The 19,426-nt window shown below is 51.7% G+C and carries 21 protein-coding genes; 17 read left to right on the top strand and 4 right to left on the bottom strand.

The genetic code is table 11. The features are described from left to right. Positions 1–7: 7 nt before the first annotated feature. Genes narJ through MKY59_RS18775 form a run of 3 tightly spaced genes read left to right on the top strand, consistent with a single transcriptional unit; the run spans position 8 to position 2,877 of the window. Entirely contained in the window at positions 8–643 is a 636-nt protein-coding gene (gene narJ / locus MKY59_RS18785) for a nitrate reductase molybdenum cofactor assembly chaperone (RefSeq protein WP_339273093.1), read from the top strand. Then, the gene (gene narI, locus MKY59_RS18780) at positions 640–1,365 is read left to right on the top strand and encodes a respiratory nitrate reductase subunit gamma (protein WP_339273091.1); all 726 of its coding nucleotides are present in this window, start codon (positions 640–642) and stop codon (positions 1,363–1,365) included. Before narJ ends, narI begins: the two co-directional genes overlap by 4 nt. Then, on the top strand, positions 1,366–2,877 hold the full coding sequence (locus MKY59_RS18775) for an MFS transporter (protein ID WP_339273089.1): 1,512 nt from the start codon (positions 1,366–1,368) through the stop codon (positions 2,875–2,877). It begins immediately after the preceding gene. Between the two features lie 162 nt (positions 2,878–3,039). On the opposite strand, the gene MKY59_RS18770 is transcribed toward MKY59_RS18775, so the two are convergent. Beyond that, positions 3,040–3,744, bottom strand: a complete 705-nt coding sequence (locus MKY59_RS18770) for a Crp/Fnr family transcriptional regulator (protein ID WP_339273087.1) — start codon at positions 3,742–3,744, stop codon at positions 3,040–3,042. A 69-nt stretch (positions 3,745–3,813) separates the two neighbouring features. Here MKY59_RS18770 and MKY59_RS18765 point away from each other — a divergent pair, with 69 nt between their 5' ends. Next, positions 3,814–4,527, top strand: a complete 714-nt coding sequence (locus tag MKY59_RS18765; RefSeq protein ID WP_339278436.1) for a YwiC-like family protein — start codon at positions 3,814–3,816, stop codon at positions 4,525–4,527. 175 nt (positions 4,528–4,702) lie between these two features. Here MKY59_RS18765 and MKY59_RS18760 read toward each other — a convergent pair whose 3' ends face one another. After that, complete coding sequence (locus tag MKY59_RS18760) at positions 4,703–5,128, bottom strand: YlbF family regulator (protein WP_339273085.1); 426 nt, start codon at positions 5,126–5,128, stop codon at positions 4,703–4,705. 95 nt (positions 5,129–5,223) lie between these two features. Beyond that, complete coding sequence (locus MKY59_RS18755) at positions 5,224–6,213, bottom strand: multicopper oxidase domain-containing protein (protein ID WP_339273083.1); 990 nt, start codon at positions 6,211–6,213, stop codon at positions 5,224–5,226. A gap of 400 nt (positions 6,214–6,613) precedes the next feature. Here MKY59_RS18755 and MKY59_RS18750 point away from each other — a divergent pair, with 400 nt between their 5' ends. The 12 genes from MKY59_RS18750 (at position 6,614) to MKY59_RS18695 (ending at position 16,785) form a co-directional block, all read left to right on the top strand. Beyond that, positions 6,614–7,222 carry a hypothetical protein gene (locus MKY59_RS18750; RefSeq protein ID WP_339273082.1) on the top strand — a complete coding sequence of 203 codons (609 nt, stop codon included), beginning with the start codon at positions 6,614–6,616 and terminating at the stop codon, positions 7,220–7,222. A gap of 39 nt (positions 7,223–7,261) precedes the next feature. Next, positions 7,262–7,918, top strand: coding sequence for a hypothetical protein (locus tag MKY59_RS18745; RefSeq protein ID WP_339273081.1), 657 nt, complete (start codon positions 7,262–7,264; stop codon positions 7,916–7,918). Then, the gene (locus MKY59_RS18740) at positions 7,915–8,472 is read left to right on the top strand and encodes a hypothetical protein (protein ID WP_236411984.1); all 558 of its coding nucleotides are present in this window, start codon (positions 7,915–7,917) and stop codon (positions 8,470–8,472) included. Before MKY59_RS18745 ends, MKY59_RS18740 begins: the two co-directional genes overlap by 4 nt. A 98-nt stretch (positions 8,473–8,570) precedes the next feature. Continuing rightward, the gene (locus MKY59_RS18735; protein ID WP_339273080.1) at positions 8,571–9,329 is read left to right on the top strand and encodes an SMI1/KNR4 family protein; all 759 of its coding nucleotides are present in this window, start codon (positions 8,571–8,573) and stop codon (positions 9,327–9,329) included. Further along, positions 9,326–10,627, top strand: coding sequence for a hypothetical protein (locus MKY59_RS18730; protein ID WP_339273079.1), 1,302 nt, complete (start codon positions 9,326–9,328; stop codon positions 10,625–10,627). Before MKY59_RS18735 ends, MKY59_RS18730 begins: the two co-directional genes overlap by 4 nt. A gap of 48 nt (positions 10,628–10,675) precedes the next feature. Continuing rightward, positions 10,676–11,104 carry a hypothetical protein gene (locus MKY59_RS18725; RefSeq protein WP_339273077.1) on the top strand — a complete coding sequence of 143 codons (429 nt, stop codon included), beginning with the start codon at positions 10,676–10,678 and terminating at the stop codon, positions 11,102–11,104. Between the two features lie 28 nt (positions 11,105–11,132). Beyond that, positions 11,133–11,756 (top strand): SMI1/KNR4 family protein, encoded by a 624-nt coding sequence (locus MKY59_RS18720; RefSeq protein WP_339273075.1) that lies wholly within the window; start codon positions 11,133–11,135, stop codon positions 11,754–11,756. Between the two features lie 57 nt (positions 11,757–11,813). After that, entirely contained in the window at positions 11,814–12,845 is a 1,032-nt protein-coding gene (locus MKY59_RS18715) for a leucine-rich repeat domain-containing protein (RefSeq protein WP_339273073.1), read from the top strand. Positions 12,846–12,951: 106 nt separating this feature from the next. Then, complete coding sequence (locus tag MKY59_RS18710; RefSeq protein WP_236411995.1) at positions 12,952–13,398, top strand: carboxymuconolactone decarboxylase family protein; 447 nt, start codon at positions 12,952–12,954, stop codon at positions 13,396–13,398. A gap of 42 nt (positions 13,399–13,440) precedes the next feature. Beyond that, positions 13,441–14,406, top strand: a complete 966-nt coding sequence (locus MKY59_RS18705; RefSeq protein ID WP_339273069.1) for a sigma-70 family RNA polymerase sigma factor — start codon at positions 13,441–13,443, stop codon at positions 14,404–14,406. Between the two features lie 642 nt (positions 14,407–15,048). After that, entirely contained in the window at positions 15,049–15,747 is a 699-nt protein-coding gene (locus MKY59_RS18700; protein ID WP_339273067.1) for a DUF1361 domain-containing protein, read from the top strand. A 9-nt stretch (positions 15,748–15,756) separates the two neighbouring features. Next, the gene (locus MKY59_RS18695; protein WP_339273065.1) at positions 15,757–16,785 is read left to right on the top strand and encodes a serine hydrolase; all 1,029 of its coding nucleotides are present in this window, start codon (positions 15,757–15,759) and stop codon (positions 16,783–16,785) included. Between the two features lie 92 nt (positions 16,786–16,877). Here MKY59_RS18695 and MKY59_RS18690 read toward each other — a convergent pair whose 3' ends face one another. Continuing rightward, positions 16,878–17,900 (bottom strand): serine hydrolase, encoded by a 1,023-nt coding sequence (locus MKY59_RS18690; protein WP_339273063.1) that lies wholly within the window; start codon positions 17,898–17,900, stop codon positions 16,878–16,880. 346 nt (positions 17,901–18,246) lie between these two features. Here MKY59_RS18690 and MKY59_RS18685 point away from each other — a divergent pair, with 346 nt between their 5' ends. Next, positions 18,247–19,320 carry an ankyrin repeat domain-containing protein gene (locus tag MKY59_RS18685; RefSeq protein WP_339273061.1) on the top strand — a complete coding sequence of 358 codons (1,074 nt, stop codon included), beginning with the start codon at positions 18,247–18,249 and terminating at the stop codon, positions 19,318–19,320. Positions 19,321–19,426 lie beyond the last annotated feature (106 nt).

The raw sequence follows: 19,426 nt of genomic DNA, 5'->3' as shown, positions 1-19,426 counted from the left end.
AGCAACGATGACAACCGATGTCAATGAGGGAGCTGGCACGACCCTTGTTCATGATTGGGATGCAGCGAGAATGGTGTGTAAGCTCCTCTCGTATTTGCTCCAGTATCCGGATGCCGAATGGCGTGCAGGATTGCAGGGCTTCCGCGAAGCTGCAGGCTCCCTTACAGATGGCGAGGCCCAGGAGGTACTGGGAGCGTTCTCCAGACAAGCGGAGGAGGCGGATGCGATCCGCTGGCAGGACGAATACGTGCGCACATTCGATTTTGACAAAAAGTCGAACTTGTACTTGACCTATGCCGTGTACGGGGATGAACGCGACCGTGGGCCTGCGTTGATCGAACTCAAGCGCAGATACGAGGCTGCAGGTTTCTATATGGAAGGCAGCGAATTGCCGGATTATTTGCCGATGGTGCTTGAATTTGCGGCTGAAGCTTCCGAGGAAGAGGCGCTTGGCGTAATCTCCGTGTACCGCAAAGCGCTGACGGCAATGGCGGAAAGCCTGTCCAGGCTAACGACGCCATACGCGCCGCTGCTTGAATTGCTGCTTCGGGTGCTTCCCGAGGCGGATAACGATGCAGCCGTGGAGGCAAGCGCCGACGTCGGCTCGCAGAACGGATTATGGACAGGTGGGGTGAAACGGTGAGTACATTGGAGCTATTTTTATGGGGGGCTCTGCCTTACATGGTGGTCATTTTCTGCATTACGGCCACGATCTGGAGATATGTCACTAATCCATTCGGCTGGACGTCCAAATCGAGCGAAATGCTGGAGAAACGCATGCTTCGCTGGGGGAGCCTGCTCTTCCATATCGGAATTTTTGCCGTTATATGCGGTCATATTGCGGGTTTGCTGGTGCCGGTAGAGTTTTACCACTGGATGGGGTTAAGTGACGAGGGCTACCACCTCGTTGCGATTGCAGGCGGGATGCCTGCCGGAATCATTGCTTTTGCCGGGGTGGTTCTGCTGCTGATCCGACGCTATGCGTCGCCCAGGGTTCGCGCAACGAGCAGCGCCGGCGACTGGATTGCGTTGATCGCGCTGGTCGTCGTTATCGTCTCCGGCCTATTGGCTACTTCGGCCAATGCGGTGAACCACACGGGGTTTGATTACCGGACCACGATTAATCCGTGGCTGCGCGGCCTGATGATATTCCAACCGGACCCGACGCTTATGCAGACGGTGCCGATGAACTTTAAAATTCATATTTTGCTGACGTTTGTATTGTACTGCGCGTTTCCGTTCACCCGTCTCGTTCACATGTTCAGCATGCCCTTGGGCTACCTGAAACGGAGTTACGTCGTATATCGCAGACGGGACGGGGCGGTATACCCGAATCAAGAACACAAAAAAGAAAGGGCGATGTAAATGCAAAACAAAGGTAAGGTGCAATTGCCCTTGCAAACGGCCAGTTTGATTCTAGGGTTCATGGTATGGGTGATCCTGTCGTCGCTCATGCCGTTCATCAAAGAAGACATTGCGCTGACTTCTTCCCAGCTGGCATGGTCCACGGCCATTCCGGTCTTGATCGGCTCGATCGCACGGGTTCCGATCGGCTATTGGACGAACCGGTACGGTGCGCGCAACATTTTCATGATCAGCTTCATTCTGCTGCTGGCTCCCGTGTGGTGGGTCAGCCGCGCAACGTCGTTTGCGGATCTTGCCATTGGGGGATTTTTTCTCGGCATCGGCGGAGCGGTATTCTCTGTCGGCGTAACGTCGCTCCCGAAATATTACCCCAAAGAGCGTCACGGCTTCGTGAACGGCATTTACGGCATCGGCAACCTGGGAACGGCTCTGTCCGCATTCGGTGCGCCGCTTGTTGCCGACAAGTTCGGCTGGTCGACAACGGTGCTGCTGTACAGCATTTTGCTGGTCGTCATGGCCGCCCTCAACTTTGCGCTCGGCGACAAAAAGGAAACGCGTGTCAATGTGCCGCTCATGCAGCAGCTCAAGGCAGTATCGCGTAACAACAAGCTGTGGCTGCTGTGCCTGTTCTATTTCTTGACATTTGGTTCGTTTGTGGCGTTTACGGTGTATCTGCCGAACTTCCTCGTCAGCCATTTCCAAATGGACAAAGTGGACGCAGGCGTTCGGACCGCGGGATTCATCCTGCTTGCCACCATCATGCGCCCTGTCGGCGGCTGGCTGGGAGACCGGTTCAATCCGTTTAAAATTCTGATGTTTGTGTTCGGCGGATTAACGATCGCAGCCATCGTGCTGTCTTTCGCGCCGTCCATCATGATGTACACCGTAGGCTGCCTGACGGTTGCGCTGTGCGCCGGGACGGGCAACGGCACGATATTCAAATTGGTGCCGCTCTACTTCGTCAAGCAGCCGGGCGTGGCCAATGGTATCATCTCCGCGATGGGTGGTCTGGGCGGCTTCTTCCCGCCGCTGATGCTTACGATGCTTTACGGCATGACCGGGCATTATGCCATCGGCTTCATGGCGTTGTCCCAAATCGCGCTGGTGAGCCTGGTGCTCGTAATCTGGATGTTCTACCAGGAGAAGCTGCAGCTGTCGGCCAGCATTCTGGAAAACACGGTGGAGGCGATTCTGATCACGGACACCCATAGCGTCATTCGTTCCGTGAATCCGGCATTCACCGCCGTGACGGGTTACAGTGCGGAAGAAGCCGTCGGGCAGAAGCCGAGCCTGCTGAAATCAGGCAAGCAGGATCGGCAGTTTTACGAAAAATTATGGTCGGAGCTGAAGCAGAAAGGGTACTGGCAAGGGGAGATATGGAACCGGAAGAAAAACGGGGAGGTCTACCTGGAATGGCTTAGCATCACCGCGATCCGCAACGAAGCGGGCGAAGTGAAATATTACGCAGGCATGTTCAGCGACATGGGAAAACGGGATATCCCGGCAACGTAGTTTCATCGCATGCTTCTGCTTCATCGACACACAAAAGACCTTAACGCCACGACTGATGTTAAGGTCTTTTTCATACGATCGAAACGTAGGGCTTCGATCCGGGAACAGAAATAACTTCGTTTTCGGAAGGGCAAACGTGGGTGGCGTAAAGCGGCGGAGGCTTCAGACGGTGTCCCTCTGCTGTTTCAGCGCAGGCAAATCGTAAATGACGATCCGGCTTCGATCCACATCGAGCAGCTGTTCCTTGGACAATTGGTTCAACAGCCGATTGGCCGTTTCGCGCGTCGTTCCGATTGAATTGGCGAATTCCTGGTGGGTCATCGGCAGGTTGATGACGATCTTGCTGCCGTCGGCCTGTCCATGCTGTTCGGCCAGCATGAGCAGGAAAGAGAGCACGCGATTGCGCACGTCTTGTCCGGACATGACTTGCAGCTTGTCCTGAAGCTCGCGGATTTTGTCTCCGAGCACGCGCATGATTTTGATGGCGATGGCCGGCGTATTCAACATTACGCGTTCGAAGTGCCTTACCGGAATGGCGAGCAGTTCGGATGGCGTAATGGCTTCGGCCGTAGCCGGGTATGGATGGGCATTGAAGAAGCCGGTATGCGGAAACATGTCGCCCGTTTTGAGGAAGGAAACGATCTGCTCGTGTCCGTTTTCGTCCGTTTTATAGGCTTTGACGATCCCGGTGCGAATGAAAAACACGGCTTCCTTTTCGCTGCCTTCGGTAAAAATGACCGTTTTTTTGACCATTTTCCTGGAGATGGCGATGTCCTCCACCTGTTTCAATTCTTCGGGAGTCAGATCCTGAAAAATGGGGAATTGCTGCAGAAACTCCGCAGCCGTATCTTTGTTTTCCCTGCGCATATTCGAAATCTTCCTCTCTGTAAGATGATATTATGGAATGAATAGGAGGCTGGTTGCTTCGTGACGAACATGAAAATGGTTATTCCGCATGAGCATGGCGGCTGGGCCATGGTCAGTGTGCCCTTTCTGGTAGGCGTCATTGCCAGCAGCCCGCGATGGCTGCATATTCCGCTATTTTTGGCCTGGCTCGGCTTTTATTTGACGGCATATCCGCTGCTTCAATCGCTGAAGCGCAAAGCAGGTCGGGACAGGTTGTACAAATGGGCTGCCATCTACGGCACGGCTGCGTTGATCTGCCTGATTCCGCCGCTGATCGGGCAGCCGCAGCTGGTTTGGTTTGCCCCTGTATTATGTGGATTGCTGGTCGTAAACATCTGGCATGTGCGACAAAAAAGGGAGCGTTCCCTGGTAAACGACCTTTGTGCGATGATCGTATTTTCGCTTGGCGGCGCTGCCGCCTATCTCATCGGTTCAGGTGGATGGGATTACGGTATGGCGATCGTGATGCTGTTCAGCTTTCTCTATTTTACAGGAAGCACGTTTTTTGTGAAATCGGTCTTTCGGGAACGAACCAATCGGCGGTGGACCAGGCTAACCCTAATCCTGCACGTCGTGCTGCTGCTCATCCCGGTGGCGATCGGATATCCATGGATGGCCTTGGCCTATGTTTTTCCGGCTGTGCGGGCCTTTGTGTATGCAGGGAAGCCGCTTAGACCGATGAAGACCGGCATCATTGAAATCATTGGTTCTGTCCTGTTCGTGGCATGTGCGCTTCTGTTGTGATGCCCATCATTTTATCATAACGCGTCCGTTTGACAGACCGGGTGATTTTAATCACAACTGACCTCGGCTTGAGACTCTCACCATGTTGACTGCTTCCATACTCAAGCCAATGAAAAGAGAGTATCTGCTCAGATCGGAATCTGGCGGATACTCTCTTGGATTATGGACGGATCAATTAGTGACCACCGGAACAGCTGCCGCCGCAACCACATGTTTGTTTAGGCAGGTCTTTCTTCTCCGGCAGGCGGTTCAATTCCACCGATTTGGTGAAATAGTGACTGATTTCTTGATGCAGCTGGCTGAACTCGCGCTGGGCATACAGGAAACGGCGGATTAACGGATGATCGTACAACGCGCGTTCGGCTTGCTCATAATGCTGGATTTCGGATTCCTGCAGCTCGATGTCCAGGCTTTCTTTTTGTTCCATGGCCTGATGCATCTCCATAAACCGTTCGTACTGGTCTGTCGCTTGTTCATCCGCGGCGAATTCGTCGATCATGGCACGCATTTCCCGATATCCTTCATCCTGAAGCAGTATAGTGCACAATTCCTGCATTTTGCTCATCAGGGGTTCCTTATTCAGTTTAACAATCGCATTCATGATATGACCTCCTAACCTTCTTGTCTTAACTGTATAGTGTAAAAGGAAGGGCTACTGTGACGATACTCACACGAAATGTTAATTTTACGTGTCTCTTAATGTTTCATGGGCGGACCGCCATGATCGAGGCCATCCTTGGTCACGCGAAGCACGGCGGAGGCTCCTTTGGAAGCATGGTTGAACTGATGCGTAACGATCGGATAATCGCCTTCTTCCGTGACGGTAAACTCCACTACGGCGCCGCCGCTCGCAGGAAGCATGACGGTCTGCATGCCGTACTGGATATTCTTTGGATTGCCATCGATGTAGACCCGATCCATGATCGTGCCCACGATATGAAATGAGGATACTTCATTGGGGCCGGCATTGCTAATGTAAATGCGAACGTTGTCCCCTACCTTGGCGAGAAGTGGCGAATTGGTCAAACCGTAATCATTGCCATTAAATACGACGTAATCCGGTTGGTCGTTCAGGAACGATTCATAATCGTGTTCCTTGTACCATTCGCTCTGAACGAGCGTAAATTCACGATCGATCAAGTTCTCGGAAGGATAACCGTTCTTGGGTTCAACGATAATCATGCCGTACATGCCGTTGGCGATGTGGGCCAGCACAGGTTTGGTGCCGCAATGGTACATGAACACGCCAGGGGAAGACGTTGGATATGTAAACGTACCTTGCTCACCGGGCATAACATCGATAAATTTGCTGCTGGGCGAAGCATGCACGGCATGGAAATCCATGGAGTGCGGCATACTTTCATCCAGGTTCTTCAGCGTGAAAATAAGGGTATCGCCTTCCGTTACGCGAAGAACCGGCCCGGGAGCGGTTCCGTTAAACGTCCATGCATTGTAAATCGTGCCTTCGGAAATTTCGAGGTCGGTAACTTGGGCGGTCATTTCGATATATACGTTATTGCCGTCCCTGCGGATGACCGGGTCTACCGGCGGCTGGCTGACGGATACGGAAGCCGAATCGTTCTTAGGCTCCACATCGACAGTTTCGGCGGAACTGCAATGGGAGAGGGCAGCTGTAAACACGGTAAAGATCAAGGAAAGCTTGAACCAATTCAACCAAGTGAGCATAGGAACACAACCTTATTTAAGTGATCGTTTTCACAAATCAAGCAGCGAAAAGGCTGCATCAAGTATAGTCTGGCTTCTTTGAACGTACATGAAAGATGTTTTGTTCTATATAAAATACGATACAATGAGAAATTCGGGTGTGACGTGAGACACACTTCCCCATCGCGCAGAACTTTTGTGGACCTAGGACGTTGGTCGCGGATCGGAAACAAAGACCTTCGTTTCTTGTGCTGAATGATTGGCTTACTTATAATTTGAAGTGGTGGTCCGTATTTTCCCCTTTGAACAAGGGATTCGAAAAAATTGGTGGATAACAGCGATCGTAAGAGGGTACTCCGCTCGGAGTGGCTTATTGTGATTGATTAAGGCGGTTTCTATAGAAAGGGGGACTGAGTCCGACATGAAACGTTTCGAGGATGAAGGAGCCTACAAATACAGCTTCTATTCCGTTCTTCGCCGAGGGGAGCCGGTTGACGTTAGATGCCCAATGTGCAGGGGCCATGCTCAAATCGTGGAGAAGAACGGACAATTCACATGGAGATGCAACCAATGTTACGCAGGCGCAAATGAAAAGCCGCTGCACGAATATCGTGCCAAGAGCAACTGCGTACAGTGCGAACGATGGTTTAATGTGCAGTTAACGGATGAGAAACGCACTCGTCACAAATCAGCTCATATCGATTGCCCGCATTGCGGGGCGACCAACCAATGCGAGTTGCAGCGCAAACCGGCATGCAGAAGTTATTACCCGGATACCCGGGACGGGCGAGATCCGGTGTTCGGCATGGAACTTTATTTTCTGGATAACGTCAGGGGCAAGCTGGTCTGGGCTCTGAACCGTGCCCATCTGAATTATTTGATTTCGTATATCTCCGCCGATCTCCGTGTGAGACGGGCAAACGTTCCGCTCAAGACGGCATCGCATACCATTCCGGCGTACATGAAACAGGCCAAAAACCGTTCAGCCGTCGTTCGCACATTGACCAGACTCCAATACAAGACAGGATAAGAGGGCCATCAGGCACCTTTTTTGGGGGAGGGCAGACATATGAGAAAAGGCGCAAAATGGTTCATTGTATTGGTGGTATTCATTGTTTTGCTTATACCGGCCTATTTCATTGCTCAGACATACGGTATTTTTCAAAAAGAAAAAGTGTTATCAGATTATGCCCTGGCAGTAGACGTTGACGGCGAATCGTATAATGCTCTGCCGTTGGTGAACGGGTTTGCCGCCATGGACAAACAAGGTCCTGACCGGCAGCTGTACTACAGGGTGGATATGAGTCATATTCAATATTTGTTCCAACTGGCTTATGGAGAATATGCCATTGAGACGGGAGGAGACAATCCTTACCTTGCGGGAAGGGTGGATTATGAGAGCTCTCAAACGGACTATGTCCGTTCTGAAAATCAATACAAAAATGCCAATGACTATGATACGGTGTTGAATTTTTACGATCGGGACAATAGGCCGATCTATATGTATCGGCAAACGGGAAAAGGAGACGGCGATCTCGTCAAGTCCATCATCCACCAAGGAATGACCCGTACCCATAACGGAGGCAGCGAACCTGCGCGTGATCCCTATCTCAACATCACCGCCCTGTTCCGCGATAAACTGGGGATAAACGTAAATCTGGAAGTCGATGAAGAACAGAAGATCGTAACGATCCACATGAAGCCAATGGAGGAGAATAAACAATGAACAATACAGGCGTACATAAAGGACCTTCCTATTTGGAAGGTTTGGTCACGGCGGTGTCCGATGAAAATCAACATGAGGTGGAGTGGCGCGGCAAACTGCAGACGGCAGACGGTCATGACAAGTTCCATCTTTTTTATTATGGGGACTTGCTGGATGATGAAGTGATCACTTGGGATGGAATGACGCCTTCGATCGTCTATGCAGAGCATACCGTAACCGGAGAACGCTTTCTGTTGATCGATTCGGCCAAGCATGGGTACGATGCGATGGTATGCGAGACATATCCCGAGGAGGATATTGCCAATCGCCCGCTTCGTCCGTATTTGGACATTGAAGGAGAAGATGTGTTTGAAGTGCATTTGTCTGCCTTTTACAACGTCCCATGGGATGAAGAGTTCGGGGAAGAGGTCGATGAGGACGGAAGGTTCGAACTGATCACAGGCGAAAAAGTGGAATTCGAGCAAGTCCAGCGGGACGGGTACGACGCGTTTGCCATTCGGATCGTGAATCGCAAAGGGCTGGCAACCGAAGTGCTGCAGGAAGAACTGGCTTAACCGCCTATATAAGCCGCGAAAAACAAACAGACGCTGCGGTTTCTATACATGAAATGTCGACATGTTCATGACGTTAATGATGGGAGGAAGCCATAAACATGTATATTGTGACTCGCATGCTCAACCCGGTACCCGCCGAGGAACTGGATTCATTCGAACAACGGCATGCCGTCACGCTGCCTCGTTCATACCGCGGCTGGCTGGGCAAATATGGCGAAGGGACGTACTCGGGCTGGATGAACGTACAGCGCCCCGATGCCGAGGTATTGAAACCCTTTGCCGAATATGACTTTTGGCTGCACGACGAAGAAGCGCCGATCAACCAGGAGCAGATCGGGGAATGCATAAGCATCGGCAGCTCGGTCGATGGGGATTTTCTGGCGATACATCCCGGCGTCGCAGGACTGCTGTGGCTTCCGCGCCACGATGAACGCATCCGTTTGTGGCACGACATGGAAGAGGGATTCGGCGAGCAGCTGAATCGAATCTACAGCGACGTGTACTCTGATGCCTCATTGGCCGAACCTCGGTATTTCGAGCCATGGAACGAGCTGCGGCAGCATACGTTTTACCATTATGCTGGAGCGAAGCAGGGAGGCTTGTCGCTGCAAGAGGTTGCGCAAGTATTCAAGGCCCGTTTTGAATGGGATGCTATACTGGAAAATCAGCATACATGCAAACTTTTTTCGGCTTCCATGGGTGGATATCTCCGCTTCAATTATGCGTACGGATCGGAGATCGCCTTATTTTATGAGGCGGGGAAAGCAGGCGGGGCGCCTGAGACGGAGATCGATCGTGTATTGCAGGAACATGACTGCAAGGCTATCAATCCTATGGGAGCGGAGGAATCATATTGAATTGGTTGAATGAACGCATTGCTGCGGCATGGCGAGCGGAAGGCAGGCGGTATGCGGACAATGTGAACGCATTTGTGCGGCGCAGCATGGCCGGCGAGCAGACGGATGAATCCGAAATTGCGGAAGATCAGCGGAAACAGTGGGCCAAAGCGGTGTGGGAAATGGTGAAGAAAGCCAATGAAGCCGGTGAAATCAGTCGGCTTCGCGAGGAACTTCCTGCTGCGACTTGGCCGATGGCTGAAGCGTTTGACAAGCAAATGCAGCCTATCCGCGCGATCGGATACCTGCACGATGGATCTATCGTGTTCAGCAGCGGTTCGATGGCTGACCAGGGACGAGTATATACGGCCAACCGGCAAGGAGAGCTGCGCGGCACAGCATATACATTTGCCGGATGTTCCGCCGATCAGTTAGTATGGGCGCTTGCTTCTGCCGATGGCATTCATGTCGTGAGCAGGCCGGACGGGGCCTTGGAAGGCGAACGGTTAGCCACCTATCGTTGGGGAGACATTCAGGATCTGATCCATGAAATTCTGCCGAATACCGAGTCCTTTGCGGACTGCGAGTTCCCGGAGCGGACCTTGGAGCTGCTCGTCCCTCTGGAAGACGGAAAGGCGCTGCTGCTGCAATCCTATTATGGCATCTATCTGATCGAACCTAATAAAGTAGAACTGCTTCATCCGGATCTGGAAGATATCGAGGAATATGAACTCGAAGACACGCGTTTGGATATGGGGCATGCTGCGGTTTCCAGGGACGGCACATGGATTGCCTATGGAAGCCAAGCGAGTGAGCATATGCTGCTCAATCGCCGCCAAGGCCAAAAGTACATGTTCTATCCCGAATCGAGCTATCCGCACTATGCCGTTTTTTCTGGCGACAACCGCAATGTCTGGTTCAATTCCTGCCATTTCTACAATGGCGTTACGATCCGAATTCCTTTGGAAGAGGTGGAAGGCAACGAAAAAAGAGAGGATTGGCCTATAGTGGATGAGCATGCGCGCATGTATGCCGCCGTTGAAGTCAAAGAAGGCATCGTTGTCGGAGATGCTTACGGTTATCTGCGCTGCATCGATCAGGCGGGACAGGAGCAGTGGCGTTATTATGTCGGCGGCACGATCTTTTCATTGGCGACCTCACCCGATCGGTCCGAGCTATTGGTAGGTACCTACAGCGGCATGCTTCATGTGCTGGATCTCGCATCGCCGGTCATGGATGAATACAGCATCGGTACGGGGACGCTGCGTGAGCGGGAACGGTTCGTATTGCTGCGCGGCGAGAACCCTGTGCGTTGGTAACCGCCTGTTAAACGGGATGAATGCATCACGGAAAGGGGAGGGATGCCAATGACGCGCGATGAAGCGGTGCTGCTCCTGAAATGCCATGCTTTTGCGTTTGATGACGTTCAGCACCCAAAGATGGAGCATGGTTTTCTGGGCAGTCTTCGCCCGTTTCGAGGCACCTTATTTGAAGAAAATTTTCATGAACTGATGGAGATTGTGCGGGTCCTGTCTCCGGATTTGTCGCAGCCGGCCGTTGATCGGGAGATCATGTCCTGCTTGTGGAGCATCGTGCATCTTGGACGGGCTTGGGCGGTAGAACCGGAAGGCATGCTGCGCAGAAACGGATTGATTTCGCAGAAACAAATCGACCAGATGGATCAATGGCTGGGCATGTTATCCTATGCCATCATGATTCTATTGGAAGATGGCGGTGAAAAAGAAGCTTTTTGGGAGTATAGGGAATACGTTCGCGAGAATGCCAAGGAGAAATAACGTACATGAAAAGGAAAGGGGAAAGAGGATGAAGCCGGATGAGACGTCGGGATCGATAAGCCATGTCCATACGCTGATGGATGAATTGGAGTTCTTGTTGGAGGAAAAGGTCCAAGAGGCAGAAATTCGGGAGTTGCTTGACCAGTATCGGGATATTGGCGGGGCTTCGGCGGCAGAGCTAAACGCCTTTGAACAGGAGTTTGGCGTTCGCTTGCCTGCCGATTTCCGTGCGTTTTACGAGCGCAAAAACGGCAGCGGTTATGCCCTTCATGTGTTGTATCCCGGCGATGAAGAGGCGGGGGAATGGACGCCGTTTTATTTGATGTCGCTAGAGGAGATGCGGGATGGGATGCGAATGATCAGCGGGGAGAACCAGAGGCTGGACGAGTTTTATTCGGCAGAGGAAATCGGTAAACTGGACCCGGAAATCCGGCCTTATCTTTTCCACCAATCACGGGTTCCGTTTGCGACCATTGCCGGAGGTTCGCTCTATTTGATGTTGGATTTCGATCCGACGGAGCAGGGAACATATGGCCAGGTTATCGTTTATGTGCATGACCCGGACTTTGTTTATTACGTGGCGCCGACGTTCACGCAGATGCTGGAACAATCGAACAGGAACCTGAGCACGATGGAGGAGATTGATTATTGATCGGTCCTCCTGTTGCTGCAAAGAATGCTTGAATTGGACTCGAATAGGAGGTTGACAATGATACCGTTTCATACAGACCCGAGGAATGAAGCCTATGAACAGCTCATTGATGAGCTGATTAAGCGCACGGATCGCTTTATGCTGGTGGATCGGGGGTACTATGATGAAATGCCTTTACGAGTAAGCGAGGTATTGAGCAAACTGGAACCGTATCTGATCGAAAAATGTTCGATGGAAGAATTGATGCTCCGCAGCGGGGCCATGTATACCGAGGGAACGTACTACATTTTTCGCTGCACTCCGGAATCCGGACAGATTCTGAAACAGGAGGCCAGACGTTTCAAAGACTGGTTCTATCCCGATTTGCCGGATGATCTCTGTTTTTTGCAAAAAGACGGGAGTGATTATTTCTTCAGCGTCGCACATGAAGACATGTTCGGCATGCGCATCTCCGAAGAAGAAGCGATTCAGCTCATGGAGCGAATTCCCGGGCTCTTCTTTAGGCTCAAACGGCATGAGGAGCTGGACCGTCTACTTGATGACGCCATTCGAAATCAGACGGATCGTCTGGAGATCAGTTCTATGGGGATCCAAGCTATACCTGACCGTATCAGGGAATTGAAAGCGTTAAAAAGCCTGGAGATTGTCGAGCGGGATCTGTTCACGCTCCCGAAAGCATTGTTTGAACTTGCGTCATTGGAGGAATTAAGCATCATGACCGGAGATCTGGAAAGCCTTCCGGCAAACATTCGCAGACTAAAGAAACTGAAGCATCTGACCATATATTGCGGAACTTCATTCATTCAAGATTCGGATTGGAAGCCCAAACCGAAGCAGGACATCGCATTGGATCGCATTCCTCCGGAAATTGGCGAGCTCAGCCAGTTGGAAAGCCTTCATATTGCGTACACTGCCATTAAGGAACTTCCTCCCGAACTGGAAAAGTTGGCCAAGCTGAAATATTTGAACATCTCCAACAGCCTAATTGAGAGTGTACCTGATGTAATCGAACGCATGCCTTGGCTGAAGAGCATCCATTTGTCATCTGCCGAATGGAGCTGGAAGAACGTATTGGATACATATTTCTGATGGATCTATGTCGCAGAAACATTTTTTTATCCGAAATCCTGAATCTTGTCACAAACCGGTCCCCTCGTTTGTCTTCAGTATGAAACCATAACTGGAGGCGAACCTAATGAAAATGAGAATGAACCACATGAAAGCCAGCCCAAGCACATATAAGGCGATGTCGGCGCTAGAGCAATACGTATCGGGACAGTTCGAAGACAAGGTATTGTATGAGCTGATCAAGATCAGAGTGTCCCAAATCAACGGATGCGCATTTTGCCTCGACATGCATGCGAAGGATCTGATGAAACTGGGCGATTATGCCGATCACATTTTGCTGCTGAGCGTATGGCGGGAGGTTCCGCTGTATACGGATAAAGAGCGTGTGGCGTTGGAGTTGGCCGAGACGGTTACGCTGATTGCGGGGAAAGGCGTGCCTGATGCATTGTTTGAGCGTGTGCGCGAACACTTTAGCGAAGCTGAAGTGATGGACCTTGTGATGGCGATCAACACCATTAACAGCTGGAACCGGATTGCCATTACGACCGGCATGTTCCCGGGATGTTATAAATAAGATCTTGCCCATAACTCAACGGTCCAGAGGAGGCCACAGACCATGAATATCGACACATCTGCCAATGCAACGGAGGGTGCTTCTCTGGACGTTGGCAAATTATACAGGCAATACAAGGCGTATGCCTTTTCGATTGCTTACCGGATGCTCGGCAGCGTCGTCGAAGCGGAGGATGTCGTCCAGGACTGTTTCGCTGCATTGCAGGCACAGGAGCAACAGCAGAGAGAAGTGGATGAACCCATTCACAATCCCAAATCCTATATCGCAAAGCTCATTGTAAATCGCAGCTTGAACCTGCTCGCTTCTGCCCGTAATCAGCGGGAAAGCTATGTGGGCGAATGGCTGCCCGAACCGATGACCGACCCCGGCCTGATGCCCGAGGAAACGATGGCGCAAAAGGAAATGATCTCCTATGCCTATTTGGTCATGCTGGAGCGTCTGTCGCCTGTGGAGCGTGCCGTCTTTGTGCTGCGCGAGGCGTTTGGGCACGAATATCGTGATATTGCCGAGTGGCTTGGAAAAAGCGAAAGCAACTGCCGCCAAATTTTCAGCCGCGCGAAACGCAATTTGCCGAGCAGCGTTCCTTCCAAGGAATATGGCGAAGCCGAGCTTGCCGCCAAACAGAAATTGCTTTCCCGGTTCACGGCTGCATTCATGAACTATGACGTAGGGGCCATGATGGAATTGCTGGCCGAGCAGCCTGTATTCACCTCCGATGGCGGAGGCAAGGTGCATACGGTCATGAGAACGATGAACGTGCGAAAAGGCGTTGTGGCCCTGCTGACCTCGCGGCGGGTTCTGAATGGACTGCGGCAAATGCAGTGGATGGTCGTTCGGATCAACGGAGAACCCCAGGCGGCTTTGTTTGTGGAGGGTAAGCTGAGAGGCGTGCTCTGTTTGCAGGCCGATGCATCGGGAGAGCGGCTTGAGGGATGTTATCTGATCGTAAACCCGGACAAATTGAGATCGATCAAAATAACACAGGAGAACATTGATCTCCAAGAATGAAGACCCTATCCGACATATTGACACACAAAGCGGCAGCACCCGAAGAGAAGGGGCTGCCGCTTTTTTCGCTGCGCATACAACTTTATTCTTCCGTAAAACGTTCATATAGTGATTCGATGATATTCCGAATTTCAGGAGTGAGCTGACCGTTGTTCTCGTCCAGGAGCGGGAGAATCTGTTCGATGGCATCCAGAAGTACGCTTTGGGACCCGGGTTCCCGGTTTTGTACGGCTTTTTCATAAGCCTCCTTGACCACAGAATTGATGCAGCGCTCTTCATCGTCGGCAGTCCAGTCGTAGGCCGGGCGAGTTATCGCTGCCGCTGAACAGATAACCTACGTATAACGAACCTTCAAGGTGGTTGGCCTGCTGCAGAAGTTTTCGGACACTCGGCACATTGATTTCTTTTACCAAAGCGGTATAGGTTAAATCGGAATTGAAATGACTCAACCCGTCGCCGGCAAACTAATCAGGCACAAAAAGGTTACGAATATTGTCTTTGTCTGCCAGTCCTTACGGCCTTTGATTGTTGAGTTTCGGAATGGTATGATCAGGTATATCAAGTAGAATTTTGGAATTTCGATAGAAATGAAAGACCGCCCAATATCGGAGCCGCAGGCTCGCATGAAATGAGGTTTGATCGTTGAAGAAGCTGAACTACATAAACTTGTTTTTCATCATGTGTGTATTAACTGCGGTCACGGTCGGATTATACTATGCCGCTGCGGATTGGCTGGATCAGCGCTATTTCCGCTTTTTGATCTGGAATCTGTTCCTGGCATGGCTGCCGTTCGTTTTTTCTTCGGTATCCTATGCCCTTGCCCATTTGAAATGGAAAGCGGCTGGGTGGCTGGCTGCTGCAAGCGGGCTGGTATGGCTGTTGTTTTTCCCTAATGCGGCCTACATCGTCACCGACCTGTTGCACCTCACCGTACGTAGCGGCAAATATGTTGCGGGAGACGAAATCCATTTCAGATACTGGTATGATTTGATTGTCGTCATGATGTTTGTGTGGACAGGGCTGCTGCTTGGTTTCCTGTCGATGTACCAGATTCATGAACTGATCTGGAGAAAGTTTGGGCGCATCGTGTCCTGGATTTTCGTGCTTGTCGGCTGCGCGCTTGGAAGTTACGGCATTTTGCTGGGCCGCGTCTATCGCCTGAACAGTTGGGACGTGTTAACCAACCGGGATATGCTGATCGAACTCATGCATGAGAGTCTTAGCCGAACTTCGCTGGCCTTTTGCATGTTTTTCGGAGTATTTCTATTGAGCGTATACGTGGCTATTTATGCGTTGATTCATCAGGGTCGACGAAGGGAAAATCATGTTTTGAGGGAGTAGGTGGTACGGGTGGTGCAAGGAAGCCAACTGGTAAACAAGGTGTCGGCGATTATGGAACAGCTTGATTTTTCAGGTATAGTGCTTTTCCGGAAAAACGGGGAAACGCTGCTCAACCTGACACGAGGGCATGCCCAGCGAAGCGATGAGCTGCCCATTATGCCGGATACCCGATTCGGGATTGCGTCCGGCTGCAAAATCTTTACCGCCGTAGCGATTGGCCAACTCGTCGAGCAGGGGAAACTGACTTACGAGTCCAGGCTGTCCGAGGTGCTGGATATCGACTTTCCGCTTTGGGATGAATCGATCACCGTGCATCAACTGCTGACGCATACCGCGGGCATCCCGGATTATTTCGACGAGGAGGAAATGCACGATTTTGCGTCCTTGTGGAAGGAACGACCGGTCTATGCGATGCGTGAACCCAGTGATTTCCTTCCGATGTTTCAAAACCTGTCGATGAAGTTTGCGCCGGGCGAACGATTCCATTACAACAATGCAGGTTATATCGTGCTTGGGCTCATTATCGAACAACAATCGGGAACTTCGTTTGCTGAATATGTCGAAGAGCATGTTTTCCGCCGCTGCCAAATGGAGGATAGCGGTTATTTTGAAGCAGACCGGCTTCCTCGCAACACTGCAACGGGGTATGTGGATCATGAAGACGGGACGTGGACATCCAATGTTTTTTCGATTCCCGTCAAAGGCGGAGCGGATGGGGGGGCTTATACCACGGGGCCGGATATGCTTCGCTTTTGGAGTGCGTTGTTGAACCACGAATTGTTGAGCGGAGAAGGAACGAGTCAACTGCTCAAGCCCTATAGCCGCCAGGAAGACAACGAGTATTATGGAAGAGGCGTATGGATTGATCTGGATGGTAAAGAACCATTCAAAATGCACGTGATGGGTTTTGATCCGGGCGTATCCTTTATGTCTGCCGTATACCCGCAGCAGAATGCACAGCTGGTCATTTGCTCCAATCGGGAATCGGGACCGTATCGGATCAGCCGCGCGATTGAAGAGGAATGGGATAAAGAATGAACGGTCAACCCAAAGAGCGAATTCAAATCGGACGGCTGTCCGGAAATGAATTCGCTCTTTGTTGCTCCCCCTTTTGGAGAGTGCGCGGTCCGTTATATGTTGGATGCTCCGTAAAGCATGGGCGCAATCAGGCGCGGAAATACGTCCAACGGCGGCTTGTCCCGTTTGCGCTTATCGTTGGTCAGCACGGTCACAAGCTCCAGCGCAGGCACGACGTAAACGTACTGACCGCCGAAGCCGCGCGCATAGTAGTAATCGAGTGAAGCGGCATCGGCAGCTTCTGCGCCCGTTGAGTGCTTCGTGCCGGATAGCTGTTCGGCAGCCGCCTTTGCTTCTCCGGGATGGGCATCCACCCACCAATGCCAGCCATAACGGCCGCGGTTCGGAGGCGTAACGTCGATGAACGGCTGGGTGGAGCGATGCACCAACTCGGTGGAGATGATTTGCTCGCCATTCCACATGCCCTGCTGCAGGAACAGCTGCCCGAATTTGAGCAGATCGCCTGGCCGCATTTTCAGGCCAAAACCTCCCGTATGTACGCCTTGAGGATCAGATTCCCACTCAACCGTTTCAATGTCCAAGGGACCAAACAGGAAACGTTCCGCGAATCGTGCAACAGGCATATTCGTTGCCTGCATCAATATGGCGGATAACATCTGCGACACGCCCGAATTGTATTCCATATAGGTACCTGGAGCGTGACTCAGTCGCTGCTCCAAGGCAAAGTCGACCCAGCGCTCCGTACGGGTCATGCGCGGAAAGGAATTTTGCCCGCCGAATTCGTCCCAATCGAACCCGGCAGTCATGGTTAACAGGTGCTCAAGCGTTATGCGTGCTTTGCGAGGATCGGGATCATCCAGCAATGTCGGGAAAAAGGCGGAAATTTCCGTTTGCGGCCCGGATAACCATCCGTGATCCATCGCAATGCAAATGAGAGAAGACAGTATGCTTTTGGTGCATGAATTGATCTTGGCAATTTGCCCGGGGATCTCCGGGTTCCGGTAGTGCTCATAGATCGTTTCACCCCGCACGCTTACCAGGCAGCTGCGCAGATCCAACGGGGGAATCATTTCGTGCAAGTTGGACTGTATGTCAAATATTCCGGTAGATTTCATAAGGTCCTTTCCGAATCCGGTCTGCAGACCGACCGGCACTCTGCTGAAAAACGGATAGCCCTAATCTTATCATAAGATGAATGAAGTTCTCAAATTCCGCCATAGGATCGGTTTTCAGCCCCATTCTTGGGCGCTTGGGGCAAGATCGACAAAAAAATATGGGTGAAGTAGAAGAAGCCCGCCCGATGATGCGCTTGTGCGCATCTTTTTTGGCAAAGCCAAGCAGGACGTTCCCGTGTTTTGGGACAATCAGACGATGAAAGAGGCGGCCGCCTTTTGTATGATAAATATTTGAGGGTTGCTAGAACTGCAGAATAGGATCAAGATGCGCAAGGAGGGATCATTAATGTTCAAAATCGGCCATATGGGGAAATTCGAAACATTGCCCGCGATTGCGGAGGCGATCTGGGAGAACAACCTGCCTGTGGTGGAACAGGCGATAGATGAAGGCTTGGCGCTCGAAGAGCCGCTTGTGCTGAGCAAATACATATCCATGACTCCGCTGGACATCGCATTGACATTGAACAAACCGGATATGGTGAAGCTGCTGGTCGAACACGGGGCGGAACTGAATGCGAAAGACCGACCAGCGATGCTTCAGGCGGCCCGTTATTGCGGGGAAGACGTGATTCGGTATTTGCATGAAAAGGGAGCAAGGCTCGACGGCCGCAGCAAGGTGAAATCCACCGCGTACGACGAGGCGTATTACGGCAACAAGAACAACATTCCCCTGTTCAACGAACTGGGGCTGGACATTCGGAAACATGCGGGCAAAACGCTGCGCACAGCGGTGTCGGATCACGACATGAAAACAGTCCGTTATTTGCTGGATCACGGCGTCGACATCAATTACAACGAGCCGGACATGGTGTATCCATACAAGGCGACCCCGTTAACCGTCGCTGCCCGCAACAACAATTTGAACATGGTTCGGTTTTTGGTCGAACAGGGGGCGGACGTGACGATTCAGGAGAAGGACGGGGAACGAGCCTATACCATCGCCGTATCGCAGAACAACGGGGAAATGGCGGAATATCTCAAGGCGCATGAGCCCGAGGAATTTCACAGCGTGAGCAACAAGCTGCATGCTCTGAAAGCGTACAAGCTGCCACAGCCGCTGATTGATTTTATGATGGACAATCCGGGCCGGGTGGATTTGCCAACCAACGATTCGGGCGTCGGTTATATTGAATTTTTCCATCTGGTCGATGCGGTGGAAATGAAATTAGGCCGAAAAAAGCTGCTGCGCCTATCTTCCCAAGTCGACCAGTATTCGCACATCGCCATCGTCTGGAATCCGGGCATGAAGCGGATCGGATACGTCGATCTTGAACATCAGGAGCAGGGCGACATCGCGGCATTGAACGATTTCCTGGCCGATCCGGGCCGGGAGTTTGCCCGTTTTATCGACGAAATGTGAGCCATTACAATCATGACAACAAGCCTGTCCGGCGCGTAATGCGTCAGCAGGCTTTCCTTCATTTGCGGGGCAGATTCTAGGGCTTCCGGCATGACTCTGCTCTAGG

The sequence above is a fragment of the Paenibacillus sp. FSL W8-0426 genome, assembly GCF_037969725.1.
GTDB classification, from domain to species: domain Bacteria; phylum Bacillota; class Bacilli; order Paenibacillales; family Paenibacillaceae; genus Paenibacillus; species Paenibacillus hubeiensis.
This window is presented reverse-complemented; position numbering and strand designations above follow the sequence as displayed.

Excerpts from the sequence above, each read along its gene's own strand:
- MKY59_RS18755 (WP_339273083.1), bottom strand. The coding sequence starts at position 6,213 with ATGCTCACTTGGTTGAATTGGTTCAAGCTTTCCTTGATCTTTACCGTG.
- MKY59_RS18685 (WP_339273061.1), top strand. The coding sequence starts at position 18,247 with ATGTTCAAAATCGGCCATATGGGGAAATTCGAAACATTGCCCGCGATT.
- MKY59_RS18750 (WP_339273082.1), top strand. The coding sequence starts at position 6,614 with ATGAAACGTTTCGAGGATGAAGGAGCCTACAAATACAGCTTCTATTCC.
- MKY59_RS18715 (WP_339273073.1), top strand. The coding sequence starts at position 11,814 with ATGATACCGTTTCATACAGACCCGAGGAATGAAGCCTATGAACAGCTC.
- MKY59_RS18690 (WP_339273063.1), bottom strand. The coding sequence starts at position 17,900 with ATGAAATCTACCGGAATATTTGACATACAGTCCAACTTGCACGAAATG.
- MKY59_RS18770 (WP_339273087.1), bottom strand. The coding sequence starts at position 3,744 with ATGCGCAGGGAAAACAAAGATACGGCTGCGGAGTTTCTGCAGCAATTC.
- narJ (WP_339273093.1), top strand. The coding sequence starts at position 8 with ATGACAACCGATGTCAATGAGGGAGCTGGCACGACCCTTGTTCATGAT.
- MKY59_RS18735 (WP_339273080.1), top strand. The coding sequence starts at position 8,571 with ATGTATATTGTGACTCGCATGCTCAACCCGGTACCCGCCGAGGAACTG.
- MKY59_RS18705 (WP_339273069.1), top strand. The coding sequence starts at position 13,441 with ATGAATATCGACACATCTGCCAATGCAACGGAGGGTGCTTCTCTGGAC.
- MKY59_RS18725 (WP_339273077.1), top strand. The coding sequence starts at position 10,676 with ATGACGCGCGATGAAGCGGTGCTGCTCCTGAAATGCCATGCTTTTGCG.
- MKY59_RS18765 (WP_339278436.1), top strand. The coding sequence starts at position 3,814 with ATGAAAATGGTTATTCCGCATGAGCATGGCGGCTGGGCCATGGTCAGT.
- MKY59_RS18720 (WP_339273075.1), top strand. The coding sequence starts at position 11,133 with ATGAAGCCGGATGAGACGTCGGGATCGATAAGCCATGTCCATACGCTG.
- MKY59_RS18760 (WP_339273085.1), bottom strand. The coding sequence starts at position 5,128 with ATGAATGCGATTGTTAAACTGAATAAGGAACCCCTGATGAGCAAAATG.
- MKY59_RS18745 (WP_339273081.1), top strand. The coding sequence starts at position 7,262 with ATGAGAAAAGGCGCAAAATGGTTCATTGTATTGGTGGTATTCATTGTT.
- MKY59_RS18710 (WP_236411995.1), top strand. The coding sequence starts at position 12,952 with ATGAAAATGAGAATGAACCACATGAAAGCCAGCCCAAGCACATATAAG.
- MKY59_RS18775 (WP_339273089.1), top strand. The coding sequence starts at position 1,366 with ATGCAAAACAAAGGTAAGGTGCAATTGCCCTTGCAAACGGCCAGTTTG.
- MKY59_RS18740 (WP_236411984.1), top strand. The coding sequence starts at position 7,915 with ATGAACAATACAGGCGTACATAAAGGACCTTCCTATTTGGAAGGTTTG.